Genomic DNA, 14825 nt, shown 5'->3' on the forward strand with positions numbered 1-14825 from the left:
CTCTACTCTCGCCTTTTGCTATCTTTGTTTCACGAAAATAGGATACGGCTTGGTATAGCCAAACTTGAAAACTGTGTTTTCCGTTTGTCTCTACTCTCGCCTTTCACTATCTTTGCAGACTAAATTTGCATTGACATGACCACAAACAAAACCGAAGAAAAAGAGTTGAAACATATCGTTATCGTGGGAGGCGGCTTTGCCGGGTTCCTCTTGTCCAAACGAATCGACCACACGAAATACAGCGTGACGCTGGTCGACCGGAAGAATTTCCACGGCTTCCCTCCCCTGTTCTATCAAATCGCCTCGTCGGGTCTCGAGCCGGCCGCCATCTGTTTCCCCTTCCGGAAGGAGTTGCGCAAACTGCGCCACGTGCGCTTCCACATGGGCGAGGCCTTGTCGGTCGACACCCAGAAACAGGAACTGGTGACCAACACGGGCAAAATCCACTACGATTACCTGGTTCTGGCCACGGGAACGACCAACAACTTTTTCAACATGCCCGAACTGCGGGAACGGGTATATACGCTGAAATCGACGGCCGAAGCCATCAGGCTGCGGAACGAAATACTATTCTGTCTGGAGCGCGCCTGCACCTGTGCCGATGCCGAATCGCGCCGCACGCTGCTCTGCTTTACCGTCGTGGGGGGAGGTCCCACCGGTGTAGAGATTGCGGGTGCTTTGGGTGAAATGAAGAAGTACATTCTGGCTCGGGAATACCCCGAAATCAGTCCTTGCGACATGCGCGTCGTCATCGTCGAAGGTTCAGACCGCCTCTTGCAGAATATGAGCCCCGAAGCCTCGGCCAAATCGCGGCAATACCTCGAAGAGCTCGAAGTCGAGGTCATCACGGGACACACCATGAAATCGTTCGACGGCACCTATGTGAACCTCGACAACGGCGAACAGCTGAAATGCCACACCCTCATCTGGACGGCCGGAATCACCGGCGAACCCCTGAAAGGGATACCCGAAGAATCCATCGGACGGGGACGGCGTATCTTCACCGACGAATACAACCGCGTCAAGGGGTGCGACCACATCTTTGCCATCGGCGACATAGCCCTGCTCACCGAGAAGGACTACCCCAAGGGGCACCCGCAAGTGGCACAGGTGGCTATCCAACAGAGCGAACTGCTGGCCAAGAACCTCAACAAAGGGAGTTTCGACACCCCCTTCCGCTACAAGGACAAGGGGAGCATGGCCACCATCGGCCGCAACAAGGCCGTGGCCGACCTACCCTACCTGAAACTGCACGGTCGTCCCGCCTGGTTCACCTGGATGGGAATACACCTCATCTCCATACTGGGTATGAAAAACAAAATCATCACCCTGCTCAACTGGTGCTGGTACTACTTTACCTACAACGCCACCTTGCGGCTGCTCATTCGCCCCACCCGGTTCCCCAAACGGAACGAGGAGTAAACCAAGATACGTAACCCGAGAAACAAAACAAGCCAAACCGCTATACCTATACCCAACGACTAAACCAAACAGATGATGACAAAATACAGTTTTCTCCTCCTGTCGACACTCCTGCTGGCATCGGTGACCTCGTGTAGAACGGCTCAAAAAAGCGTGGACACACCCAAGCCCGAGGCCGAGGCTACCGCCACTGTCCGCCAAGCGCCCGCCATATCCCGCGAAGAGTTCGACGGCACCTGGATTGTCAAGAGTGCCGAACGCCACGAAGTGGTAGGTGATGAACCGGTCGAACTCACTTTCGACCTGACCAACGGCCGCCTCTATGGCAGCGACGGGTGCAACGTGATAAACGGTACCTTCACCCTCGGCGACGAGAACGAACTGCAATTCGGGTCGCTCATCTCCACCTCAAAAGTGTGCCGCCCCGAGGTTACCGACCGGGCCGTGCTCAATGCCCTCAACCACACCCGTTCCTACAAACGGGCCGACAACCACGACCTGAGCATCAAGCTCTGTAACCGACGGGGCAGGACGGTCATGACCCTTGTCAAGCGAATGACCTATCTCTTGAACGGGCCCTGGAAGGTTACCGCAATCAACGGTACCCCGGTTCCCGACGAGCAGCCGGTCTTGGTTATCGACATTCCCGAGGCCAAACTATCGGGTTTTGCCGGTTGCAACCGCTTGTTCGGGCACATCGCGCTGGACGACACCCCCTATGGCATCACGTTTACTCAGGTGGCGGCTACCCGCAAAATGTGTCCCGAAATGGATACCGAGCAAAACTTTCTCTCGGCACTCGACCAAGTGACCGGGTTCTATCCAATGGACGATACGCATGTCATACTCTATCAGACCCCCGAAACCCCTCTTATTACGCTGGAAAAGGGGCTTTGAGCGGTGTCACCGAATTAACACGATTTTGTCACAGAAAATAAATCTCTCTGTATGGAGATTTATTTTCTTTTTTTAATATATTTGTGGCAGTTAAATTATTTATTCTACACTAACTAAAATATAGCTTATGAAAAACTTTACACTTTCTTCATGGGTATTGCTCGCCGCCCTATCGGTGGGTACATTTACCTCGCAGGCAGCCTATCCGGGTGTCGGCACGTTCACCAAAGTAAACTCGGCGGACGAGATTACAACCGGTTCATACATGCTCATCGCCAACAAAAAAGCCATGAGTAACGAATTCGGCAGCAATAAGAAATTTGTTCCCGTAGATCTCGAAATCACCGGTGACGAATCATCGATGGTCGACCCGGACAAGAGCCTTGTATTTGAATTTGAGGTAGCCAATGGCATTATCACCATCAAGAACGGTAACAACATTGTAGGATATGCCAGCGGTACCAACTTCACGTACAACACGACGGCCAACAGCGACGTAACCAAAGACCAGTGGAAGGCCGAGAACGGTGACAACGGCATCTTACTGAAAAATGTCAATACCATCAATGCCAACGTCAGCGACCCTGACACCAAAATCCGTTGCATCTTATTGAACAACTCGGTATTAAACAAAGAAACAGGAGAGAGAAACAACGCATTCGGGCCCTATGTCGAGAATAATGTTACCAGTGAAGGCTACTACGTTCCCGCCCTGTTCAAATTGGAAGAATCGGGACTCCCCTCGGCCCAACTGGCTTTCACCGACGGCAGCAACAAGACCAAAATCTTTACTGCCGGAGCTACATTCGCAAGCCGGGCCACCACGGTATCGACAAGTCCCATCGTATATGCCAGCTCCAACACCGGTGTGGCAACCATCGACAACAACGGCCTCGTGACGTTGGTAGCTGCCGGCGAAACCGAGATCTCGGCCTCAGTGGCAGCCAACGACTCGTATGAGGGTGCTGTCGTTAGCTATACATTAACCGTACTCAACAATTTGGTAACTCTGCCCTACTCCATCGACTTCAAGAGCGGCTTGGGCGACTGGCTCAACTATTCGGTAAAAGGCAACATGGCTTGGGAGTCCGATCCGAAATATGGTGTAGTAGCCAAAGGTTTTGGTAAGGGCGAGAGCGAAACCTGGTTGGTATCGCCTGCCGTAGCAGCTTCGAGCATCGAGTTCTCCTTCTCGTCGTGGACCAAATACGAAGGCCCGGCTCTGGCAATGCTCATCTCGTTCGATTTCGATCCCCTCACCATGGACGATCCCAACGAAGCTACCTGGACCGATATTACCTCGCAAGCCCAATGGCCTTCTGCAAAGGAAACATGGACCGAATCGGGTACAATATCGCACAACGAGCTGCAAGCTCCGGTCCGCATCGCCTTCAAATACATTGGTGGAGGTAATTCCGATGACTCGGCCCAATGGGAGATTACCGACTTGTCTGCCCAAGGCGAGAATTTGAGTGTAAGCAGCGCAACCCTGAACGAGATGAAGGTCATCAGCGGTAAAGGCGAAATTGTTGTACTCTCGGACAAAGCCGAAGAGATTGCCATCTACTCCATGACGGGTATGGAGGTGCTCCGCACACAAATCGTCGAGGGCAGCAACCCCATCAGCCTGCCTGCCGGCATCTATATCGTCAACGGTGTAAAGGCTATCGTTTTCTAACCGTCGCAATAACCCATCAGAAGGTCATCGCAGTATGACCCTCCCAGACATACAGAATCCCGGCCCTGTGGGCCGGGATTCTTGTTTTAAAGCCAGACGGTTCATCACGGACGGTACCCCTTGCCAGGGGAGAAGCGGCATGTTCTCCCTCGCCACAATAAACCATCGAAATAAGTTTCAATCTATTTAATTAGTACACAGGAGATAAAATCCCACTTTTCTTGAAAAAAGGGAATCGAGCTCCCCTTTTTATTCAAATCTATTTTTTATTTTTGAATCGTCTTACTTGCTTATCTTGGGAAAAAATCGTGTGTTGCACACCACGTGGGAAGAAGGATTTTTTAGTGCCTTCGCCTAATAAGTGTAATACACGACATTCGAGGAAAGCAAGTAAGACATCTTTTTACGAATGAATTAGGCGAAGGTCTTTATATATACGTCTAAAATATAAAAAAGTTTATGTTGTCTCCAAGACTCAAGCCATTTTTTTTCAAAATACTTCTCTCTATTTTCGTTCACGATTATAAAAATATAGTGAAGTTATACCGCCAGTCTTGCGCAACGCGGTCGGAGATGGAGCCCTATTTGCGGGCCGTCACAGCCGAAGATTTATATGACCAGGAGCTGCTCCTCATCGCCGAAAAGATGGACGACCTGCAACGCCTCGTCTGCCAACTGCGTGAAAAAGGGTTCAGCGACGAAGACATATCGGAAAAGTTGAATGTCCCGCTATACCGCATACAAAAGCGGCTCAACCTCGTCGAGGCCGACCTGCTGCAAATACTCCAATACACCACCTGATTAACCAACCGACAGATATAATAAAAAGGGCCAACCGGAATATTCCGGTTGGCCCTTGACGTATCATAGAAATCAGGCTATGCGATTTACCAAATGATTACCCGATCTTCGGGAGCCAGATACATGGGGTCACCCTCTTTGATATTGAACGCCTTGAAGAAGGAGTCGATATTGCGCAGAGCAGCATTTACACGCCAGCGACCCAGCGAGTGGGGATCGATTTTGGTCAGACGCAGAATTTCGGCATCGCGAATGTTCCCGGCCCACAGCGTAGCATAAGAGAGGTAGAAACGCTGGTCGGCCGTGAAGCCGTCGATCGGAGCAGGCTCTACCCCGTTGAGCGAATTACGGAAGGCGGTATAGGCTACACGCAGACCTCCGTGGTCGGCAATATTCTCACCCAGAGTGAAGTGACCGTTGGCATGAACCGTGTCGAGCACGATGATGTTGTCGTACTGTTTGGCCAGAATTTCGGCCCGTTTGTTAAACTGCTCGGCATCGGCAGGAGTCCACCAGTCGTTCAAGTTTCCGTCCTTGTCGAATTGACGGCCCTGGTCGTCAAACCCGTGGGTCATTTCGTGGCCGATTACTACCCCGATACCACCGTAGTTGACGGCATCGTCGGCATCGAAATTAAAGAAGGGCGGTTGCAGAATACCGGCCGGGAAGCAAATCTCGTTGGAGCTGGGATTGTAGTAGGCATTCACCGTTTGCGGGCTCATGAACCACTTGGTCTTGTCGACGGGTTTTCCCTCATCTTTGAGTGAATAGAGCGTCTCAAACTCGGCGGCACGACGCACGTTGGCATAGTAGCTCTCCTTGGGGTCGATGGTCAGGCCGCTGTAATCGCGCCATTTGTCGGGATAACCGATTTTTACATAGAAGGCATTCAGCTTCTCATGAGCTTTGGCCTTGGTCTCGTCGCTCATCCATTCGAGGCTGTCGATATGCTGACCCAAAGCCGTCTGCAAATTGGCCACAAGCTGTACCATGCGCTCCTTGGCTTCGGGCGGGAAATACTTGGCTACATACATTTCGCCCACAGCCTCCGACAGCACGCCGTTGGCTACATTAAGAGCCCGTTTCCAACGCGGTTCAATCTGCTCTTTACCCGACAGGGTCTTGGAGTAGAAATCGAAGCGGGCATTCACGAAATCGTCGCTCAGATAGGGAGCTGCACCGTCGATGCAGTTGAAGGCCAGATAGTCGCGCATCTCCTGCTCGCTCAGGGTTTTAAGCAGTTCGTTCACGGCTTTGAGCGTACGGGGCTGACCGATGTTGATCTTCTGCAAGCTGTCGAGGCCTACGGTATTGAAGTAGACGTCCCAGTCGAGTCCGTCGCACTGTTTCTTCAACTCGGCCACCGTCATCACGTTGTAGCCAGCCTGCGGATCACGCAACTCTTCGCGGGTGAAAGCGGCCTTGGCAATAGCGGTCTCCACTTTCAGCACCGTAGCGGCAGCCTGCTCGGCAGCCTCCTGGCTGTACCCGGCCAGGGTAAAGAGGGTTTTGATGTAGTTGCGGTAGCTGTCGCGAATCTTGCGGTTGTTCTCGTCGTCAACCACATAGTAGTCACGGTCGCCCATGTTCATGCCAGCCTGATACCAACCGGCCAGATTCATCGAGCTGTTCTTGGCATCGGCATCGACATAGATGGCAAAGAACGGAGCCGACATGGTGCGGTGCATCTCACCGATCATGGCGCTCACAGCCTCTTTGCCCGAGAGCGATTGAATGCGTTTGAGTTCGTCGGCGATAGGAGCTGCACCCTCTTGATTCAAGCGCACACTGTCCAGCCCCATGTTGTAGAGGTCGCCAATCTTTTGGGCCACACTGCCCGGTTCGGCCTTCTGTTTACCCAACTCCTCGAAGAGCACACGGATTTGCTCCTGGTTGTTCTCCCGCAACTGGTCGAACGAACCGTAGCGGGCATACTCGGGTTTCAACGGATTTTTTTTCATCCAGCCGCCGCAGGCATACTCATAGAAATCGTCGCCGCAGGCTACCGTCGTATCGAGGTTGGTAAGGTCGATACCCGGCGTCTTTGTCACCGATTTGCTGGTGCAGCCCGTAGCAATCAAGGCTGCTGCAAACGATAAAATCATTACTTTTTTCATTTTACAATACATTTATTTATGTGTCTCATTTATTCTGTTTCTGCAACTGTTCCAACGACTCGGAGGCCTCGGACCACCGCCACATGGCGTCGTCGAGCTGTTTCTTCAACTGCCCGTGCTGTTCATAGAGGGTGGTATCGGCAGCCCCATCGGGAGTAGCCAGCTTCTCTTCGAGGCTGGCAATCTGCGCGTCGAGGTCGGCAATCTCCTTTTCGACATCGGCCACCGCCTTTTCTGCCTTCCGCAAACGCCGTGCCAATTCCTTCTGCTCCTCATACGAGAGTTTCGAGCCCTCATTCCCAGCCGAAATGGCAGATGCCGAGGCCTCGGCTTTCGGAGCCGTAGCCTTTTTATCGGCCGCAGGCGGTGCGGGATTGCGCTGTTCGAGTTCGCGCAATGATTCGAGTTTGCGGCTTTCGAGAAAATCGTAGATGCCGCCCAGGTGCTCACGCACCCGTCCGCCCCCGAACTCATAGACCTTCGACACCAGTCCGTCGAGGAATTCGCGGTCGTGCGAAACCACAATCACCGTGCCGTTGAAGTCGCGTATGGCCTGTTTCAACACATCTTTGGTGCGCATGTCGAGGTGGTTGGTAGGCTCGTCGAGAATAAGCAGGTTGACCGGTTCGAGCAACAGGCGTATCATGGCCAGCCGCGTACGTTCGCCACCCGAGAGCACCTTCACCTTCTTGTCCGACGCTTCGCCGCCAAACATGAAGGCGCCCAAGATGTCGCGTATCTTGGTGCGTATATCGCCCACGGCCACTCGGTCGATGGTTTCGAACACGGTGAGCGACTCGTCGAGCAGGCTCGCTTGGTTCTGGGCAAAGTAGCCTATCTTCACGTTGTGCCCTATCTTCAAAGTACCGGTGAAGGGTATCTCGCCCATGATGCACTTGACCATCGTCGACTTACCCTCACCGTTCTTGCCCACGAAAGCTACCTTCTCGCCCCGCTTGATGGTAAAGGTGGCATCGGCAAAGACCAGGTGGTCGCCATAGCTCTTGCCCACCCCCTCGGCAATGACGGGATAGTCGCCCGAGCGGGGAGCCGGGGGAAATTTCAAATTCAGGTGCGACGTGTCTACCTCGTCGACCTCCACCCGTTCGAGTTTGGCCAGTTGCTTAATGCGCGACTGCACCTGCACCGACTTGGTTGCCTTGTAGCGAAAGCGCTCGATAAAGGCCTCGGTGTCCTGTATCTGTTTCTGTTGGTTCTCATAGGCACGGCGTTGCTGTTCGAGACGCTCCTGCCGCAGAACGACATAGTGCGAATAGTTGACCTGATAGTCGTAGATGTGTCCCATCGAAATCTCGATGGTGCGAGTTGTCACGTTGTCGATAAAGGCGCGGTCGTGCGAAACCAGCACCACGGCATTGGCACGCGTGGCCAGAAAATTTTCGAGCCACTGTATCGACTCGATGTCGAGGTGGTTGGTAGGCTCGTCGAGCAGCAGCACGTCGGGGCGCTGCAACAGCAGCTTGGCCAGCTCGATGCGCATGCGCCAGCCCCCGCTGAACTCCGAGGTATTGCGATTGAAATCGTCGCGCGTGAAGCCCAAGCCAATCAAGGTCTTTTCGATTTCGGCCTGATAGTTGGCCGCCCCGATGAGCGAGAGTTGCTCGTTGGCGTTGGATACCCGCTCGATAAGCTCCTGGTAGTCGTCCGACTCGTAGTCGGTTCGTTCGGCCAGTTCGGTATTCATGCGCTCGATGCGCGCCTGCAATTCAAAGATGTGGGCAAAAGCCTGCTCGGCCTCCTGCATCACGGTGCGGGAGTCGGTCAGGTTCATCTGCTGAGGCAGATACCCCACGGTAAGATCTTTCGGCATATTCACCCGGCCCGAGGTAGGCGCCTGCAACCCGGCTATGATTTTCAGCATGGTCGATTTGCCCGCCCCGTTCTTCCCGACCAAGGCGATGCGATCACGTTTGTTGATGACATAAGTGATGTTATCGAACAACGTATTTCCACCAAAAGCAACCGAAAGTCCTTCTATCGATATCATATTTCTCGTTTTATCAGCCGACAAAGATACGAAAAGATGAGTGGAGAATAAAATATCGAAACATCGTTTCAGATATTTTTTATCTCGCGCCGTCGCCTATATATAATGAAAGGTGAGCAGAAAGCAAGGACGATTGATTAAAACGGATAGCCGCAGGGCGCCCCCGATTGGGAGCGCCCTGCGGCTAACGAAATGCCATTATCTCTTTTTCTTCTGGGCAAACAGCCAGTCCATAAACCCGGGATAGTTGAAGGCTGGATTCCAGCTTCCATGATTACAGCCGGGGAACTCGATATACTCCACATCGGCCCCAACGGTCTTCAAGGTCTTGTAGGCCTGACGGGAGCCCTCGGGTGTAACCACCTCGTCGGCATCGCCGTGAAAGATGTGAAACTTCACACGCTTTGCCGCTTTCAGCCGCTCAGGATTCACCGAGCCGCAAATGGGGATAGCGGCCGCGAAAATATCGGGATAGCGCACGGCCATGTCGAACGTGCCCATACCACCCATGGAGAGTCCCATGACGTAAATGCGGCTCTTGTCTACTTCGGGCCGGGCCAGATAGGTATCCAGCAACTCCTTCACGGCCTGGAATATCGGCGAAAGGGGTACCTCCACCGGCATCTCGGCGGGCATGAAAGAGGTAGGGCGAGCCATATAGGCCCAATATCCGTCGGACGGACACTGCGGAAACAGCACAAAAGCCGGGTGTTTCTCGCGGTTCACCGGGTTGAGCCACATCTGCCCGCCGTGCGTCAACTGTTTCTCATTGTCATTGCCCCGCTCGCCGGCCCCGTGCAGGAACAGGACCAGCGGATATTTCTTGCCCTTCTTCAAATTCTCGGGGGGCAGTACCCGATACAACAGGCTGTCGCCCGCAGACGACACATAGACTCTCTTTTCAAACACCTCTTGCGCGCCGGCTGTACACCACACCAACAACAGGGCCAACAGGGAAATTATTTTCTTATTCATAATCGGGATTATTTCAGAATCATACACAATTATTCAAATATAAACCAATTCACCTCCTCTACAAGTTTTTGTAAAAACAAAGGTAAAACTTTTACCACGACACCCGCAACAACCCGATTGAGAAATTGAACAATGCGGGTCATAAAGGAACCTGAGTCCTTTCATTTTTGCCCGCAGATTTCACCATGTGGATAAAAAACCGTAAACTTGTAGGGTAAAACCGTACCGTCCCGATATGACTCCGTTTCTATACCGCATAGCCCAGGCGTTTTATCAACGCTATGGCTCCGAAATCTCGCAACTCGCCTTTGTCTTTCCCAACCGGCGAAGCGGCATCTTTTTCCAGAAATACCTGGCCGAGGTGGCGGGCAAGCCGCTCTTCTCGCCCCGGGTGACCACCATCAACGACCTCCTGGCCGAGCTGTCGCCCTACACGGCCATCGACCGCATCAGTCTGCTGGTGATGCTTTACAAGCGGTATATCGAGTTGCGACAGAGCGACGAGACCTTCGACAACTTTGTCTTCTGGGGCGACATGTTGCTGGGCGACTTTGACGACGTGGACAAGTATATGGTCGACGCCCGCCAGCTCTACACCAACATTCACGACCTGAAAGAGATTGACGAATTTTACCTTACCGACGAACAGATTGAAATCATCAAACGTTTCTGGGGGCACCTCTTCTTCCCCTCGACCGAGAGCGACAACAAGCAGCAGTTCATTCAACTGTGGCAGATTCTCTACGACCTCTACACCCGGCTGCGGCAAGACCTGGCCGACCGGAACAAGGCTTACGAAGGCATGATTTTCCGCGAGGTGGCCGAGCGGTGCCGCCGCAAAGAGCCGCTCGACCTGCCCTACACGCAGGTGGTCTTCGTGGGGTTCAACGCCATCACCGAGGCCGAACGGGTATTCATGGAGTATCTGCGCGACACGGGGCAGGGCGACTTCTACTGGGACTACTACGCCCCTACCCTGCAAGACTCGTACAACAAGGCGGCCTTCTTCCTCAACGACAACAAGCGGCGCTTTCCCTCGAAAATCGTAATCGACGAGCATATCGACGAGACACCCCAGATCGAGCTCATCTCGATACCGTCGGCCGTGGGGCAGGCCAAGCAGGCAACCGACATTCTGCAACAGCTCATCGACGAGAAACTGCTTTCGCCCGAACGGGCCATCGACACGGCTATCGTCCTCCCCGACGAGGAGTTGCTGCTGCCCATGCTCTACTCCATTCCGTCCGACATCACGACGGTCAACATCACCATGGGCTACACGCTGCAACATACCACGGTAGCGGCTCTCATGGATTCGGTCTTCCAGATGCAACGCCACATACGTTTCACCAAGGGCGACCCGCGTTTCTATCACATCGACGTCAAGCAACTGCTGGGGCATCGCTTCATCGCCTCACGTCTGGGCGACGAGGCGCATCGCATCACCACATTCATCAACGACAACAACCGGGCCTTCGTCTCCCCTGTCGAACTGGGACATCACCCGCTCATCGAGTTGCTGTTCCGCATTCCCACCACAGCCGACGAGGCGGCCGACTACCTTACCCGCCTGCTCGAATACCTGCAACAAGATGCCCCGGCCGACGAGGTGACCGACGACGATAACTCACCCGTAGGCTTCTCGGCCGTAGAGCGGGAGTTCATGTACCACTACTACATCACCATCAAGCGGTTGCGCGACGTGATGACCGAGCAACACATCGCCATGAGTGTCGACACCTTCTTCCGGCTGTTGGGGAAGATGGCCGCTTCGATTTCGATACCCTTCCGGGGCGAGCCCCTCTCGGGTCTGCAAATCATGGGTGTGCTCGAAACACGGGCACTCGATTTCGAGAACCTCATCATTCTCTCGATGAACGAGGGGGTATTCCCGGTGAAGAAGGTGGCGGCCTCCTTCATTCCCTACAACCTGCGACGCGGTTTCGGCATGGCCACGACCGAACATCAGGACAGCATCTACGCCTACTATTTCTACCGCATGATTAGCCGGGCCAAGCGGGTGTATCTGCTCTACGACAGCCGGGCCGAAGGGCTCAAAAGCGGCGAGGTGAGCCGCTATATCTACCAGTTGAAATACCACTACCGCGTGCCTATTCGCGAGATTCAGGTCAACTGCGACATCGCCACCTTCTCGCCCACGACCATCACGGTCGACAAGCACCGCTACGGCATCGAACAGAAACTGGCCGATTTCCTCTCGGGCGGGAAGAGCGCCCTCTCAGCCAGTGCCATCAACCGCTATCTGAACTGCCCCCTGCAATTTTACCTGCAATATATCGAGGGGCTCGAACGTCCCGACGACGTGGCCGAGAGTGTCGACAGCGGCACCTTCGGCAGCATCTACCACGGCATGATGCAACGCATCTACGACCGCATCAAGGGCGACCGCGAACAGGTGACCGTCACGGCCGACCACATCGACGCCGTGCGCAAGGACAAAGCCCTGCTCACCCACTACCTCGAAATCTGCTTTGCCAACGACTACTACAAGACGCCGCAACACCCCAAGGCGCTCACGGGCTACGACTACCTCACGGGCGAGATTATCCTCAAACTCATCGACAAGACTCTCGAAAAGGATCGTGCGCTCACCCCCTTCGTCTACCGGGCTTCCGAGTTGCGCATCACGGGCGAGGCTCCCATCAGCCACCACCGGGCCGTGCAACTGAAAGGGTTTATCGACCGGGTGGACGAGTGCAACGGCCGTATCCGCATTGTCGATTACAAGACGGGAAAGGAGCGGCTCGACTTCCAGTCGGTCGGGGAGCTCTTCGACAGCTCGGCGACCGAGCGCCGCAAGGCCATACTGCAAGTGCTGCTTTACTGCAAACTGTACCGGGAGAACTACCACCCGGCATCGCCCATATACCCGGCCATCTACATCATACGCAACCTCTTCGACAAGTTCGAGTGGAACATCAAGTACGAGAAGGAGCCGTTTACCGATTTCGACCGGGTGGCTGCCGATTTCGACCAATGCCTCACCGCCTGCCTCGACGAAATTTTCGACCTCGGCCGCCCCTTCACCCAGACAACCGAGGAGTTGCACTGCCAGTATTGCGACTTCAAACTACTGTGCAAGCGATAATCCTGTACCTCAGCGGACAGTCGATAAACCGGGAGCGGCTTCTGGAAAAGTGTGCTTAAATATTCCGTAAAAAGTCTTCGAGCGAATCCTCCTTGCCGAGTTGCAACTTCTGTCGCAACCGGTAACGGCTCTTCTTCACGCTCTCGGGCTGCAACGAGAGCATCTGTGCAATGTGTTTGATTTCCATGCCGGTGCGGATATAGGCACACAACCTCAACTCCCCCTCGGTAATGGTGGGGCACAGGGCTTTCAGGCGTACGAAAAACTCGGGGTGAACCTTGACAAACTGCATCTTGAAGAAGTCCCACTCGTTGCCGCTACCCAGGTGAATCTTCACATTGTGCCCGATTTGCGAGGCCACGCCCGGTGTGATGTTCCCCATCGCCTTCTCCCGTTCCAACTCCTCGACCAGTGACTTCAAGGCCCGGTTCTTCTCCATGATAATCAACGAATTGGAGGCCAGTTCACGATCTTTCGACTCCACCTCCATCTTGAAATAGTCCTTTTGCAGAGTCTCATGTTCCAGCCGCATGGTAAGTTCCTTGTTTTCAAGCTCCTTCATCTGCTTTTTCACCTGCTCGTCGCGGGATCTCTTCCAAAAGACATAGCAGATGAAAACAGCCAGACAAAGAATCAAGGCTCCCCCCACCCCGACCAGTACAAGCCGGAAACAGTTTCGCTCCTCGGCCTGCTGCAACTCCATCTCCTGCTTCTCGATGGCTGCCCGGCTCTCCAAGTGTCGAATCTCGGCCAGGCTGTTGATCTGGTCCAGCGAATCCTTGTAATGTTCGTAGCGATTCAGATAAAAATAGGCGCTATCGGTTTGATGCAGAGAGGCAAAGCAGTCCGACATGCTCTTCATGGCCGGCACCACCAGGTCGATATTACGCTTGTCCATTTGTCGAACTGCCATGCGATAATACGATAAAGCCCGGGCCGGATTGCGGGCATCTTGATAATAACGCCCCAGGAAATATTCGGATTGAATCGAGAGCCCCCGGTTGGCAAACGCCGTCGACAAGCGGTAAGCCTCGGTAACATACTTTTCGCTTCGGGCAATATCATGCTCGGTCAACGACAGCAACGTGCTGATATGAAAAGCGGTATCCCCTACACACACGGGGTTGCGCAACAACCCGTGCAAAATCTGGTCGGAACGAGAGGTCTCGCCCATCAAGAACAGTACATTCGATATGTTCAACTGATTTTTCGCCCGATAAATCGCCTCGCCCAATTCCCGATAGTAGGCATCGGCCTTCTGGAAATACTCCAAAGCCTTGGGGTAATCCTTCACCCGGCTCAATATATTCCCCATGTCGATATAGGCATGGGCCAGCATGAAGAGGTTGCCGGTGTGGGCATAATACCCCGCAATCCGTTTCAGATGGCCATAGGTCACATGCGGTTGCTCCTTGTTCATGACACTCCACAAGTGGAAAATGCGCATGAAATCATAGGTATATCTCACCGAATCCACCTCGTTATAAGCCTCGTCGATCAACCGGAGGGTAGAGTCGGAATTGTTCTTTTTGAGTTGGGCCCGGGCGTCCCAGAACTTGGCTCGCCAGCGATACACCTTTTTCCCGGGATTGTCCCCGGCCTTTCGGTAAAGTTCCTGTATGAGCGAGTCACGACTCAGTGCATCATCACCCTCGATAAATTCCAATTCCAGCACGGCAGCAATCGAATCGAACACAGGGTCGACCGGCTTCCAATAGGAGCTGACCGGCTTCTCGGCGAAGCCCCTTAAAAAGCCAAGCAACAAAACGACAATCAAAATACCTCTTCCCATGACACAAAGATAGTAAAAAAGATGTT

9 protein-coding genes are annotated in these 14825 nt (G+C 53.7%); 5 read left to right on the plus strand and 4 right to left on the minus strand.

Features of this window, described 5'->3' with window-relative positions:
• Positions 1 to 135: 135 nt before the first annotated feature.
• The 4 genes from BARVI_RS03275 to BARVI_RS03290 all read left to right on the plus strand — a co-directional run bounded on the left by BARVI_RS03275 (position 136) and on the right by BARVI_RS03290 (position 4798).
• Entirely contained in the window at positions 136 to 1422 is a 1287-nt protein-coding gene (locus BARVI_RS03275) for an NAD(P)/FAD-dependent oxidoreductase (protein WP_025277854.1), read from the plus strand.
• 72 nt (positions 1423 to 1494) lie between these two features.
• Positions 1495 to 2319, plus strand: a complete 825-nt coding sequence (locus BARVI_RS03280) for an META domain-containing protein (RefSeq protein WP_025277855.1) — start codon at positions 1495 to 1497, stop codon at positions 2317 to 2319.
• Between the two features lie 127 nt (positions 2320 to 2446).
• On the plus strand, positions 2447 to 3997 hold the full coding sequence (locus BARVI_RS03285) for a DUF5017 domain-containing protein (protein WP_084546969.1): 1551 nt from the start codon (positions 2447 to 2449) through the stop codon (positions 3995 to 3997).
• A gap of 573 nt (positions 3998 to 4570) precedes the next feature.
• Positions 4571 to 4798 (plus strand): hypothetical protein, encoded by a 228-nt coding sequence (locus BARVI_RS03290; protein WP_025277857.1) that lies wholly within the window; start codon positions 4571 to 4573, stop codon positions 4796 to 4798.
• 86 nt (positions 4799 to 4884) lie between these two features.
• Here the strand turns inward: BARVI_RS03290 and BARVI_RS03295 are convergent, their stop codons facing one another.
• The 3 genes from BARVI_RS03295 to BARVI_RS03305 all read right to left on the minus strand — a co-directional run bounded on the left by BARVI_RS03295 (position 4885) and on the right by BARVI_RS03305 (position 9898).
• The gene (locus tag BARVI_RS03295; protein ID WP_025277858.1) at positions 4885 to 6915 is read right to left on the minus strand and encodes a M13 family metallopeptidase; all 2031 of its coding nucleotides are present in this window, start codon (positions 6913 to 6915) and stop codon (positions 4885 to 4887) included.
• Between the two features lie 25 nt (positions 6916 to 6940).
• A complete protein-coding gene (locus tag BARVI_RS03300; RefSeq protein WP_025277859.1) occupies positions 6941 to 8923 on the minus strand; it encodes an ABC-F family ATP-binding cassette domain-containing protein in 1983 nt (660 codons plus the stop codon).
• Positions 8924 to 9121: 198 nt separating this feature from the next.
• On the minus strand, positions 9122 to 9898 hold the full coding sequence (locus tag BARVI_RS03305) for a carboxylesterase family protein (protein WP_025277860.1): 777 nt from the start codon (positions 9896 to 9898) through the stop codon (positions 9122 to 9124).
• Between the two features lie 235 nt (positions 9899 to 10133).
• On the opposite strand from BARVI_RS03305, the gene BARVI_RS03310 reads away from it, so the two are divergent.
• Positions 10134 to 13007, plus strand: coding sequence for a PD-(D/E)XK nuclease family protein (locus BARVI_RS03310; protein ID WP_025277861.1), 2874 nt, complete (start codon positions 10134 to 10136; stop codon positions 13005 to 13007).
• A gap of 55 nt (positions 13008 to 13062) precedes the next feature.
• On the opposite strand, the gene BARVI_RS03315 is transcribed toward BARVI_RS03310, so the two are convergent.
• Positions 13063 to 14799, minus strand: coding sequence for a tetratricopeptide repeat protein (locus BARVI_RS03315; RefSeq protein WP_025277862.1), 1737 nt, complete (start codon positions 14797 to 14799; stop codon positions 13063 to 13065).
• Positions 14800 to 14825: the final 26 nt, after the last annotated feature.

The organism is Barnesiella viscericola DSM 18177, assembly GCF_000512915.1.
In the GTDB taxonomy this organism is placed as follows: Bacteria; Bacteroidota; Bacteroidia; order Bacteroidales; family Barnesiellaceae; genus Barnesiella; species Barnesiella viscericola.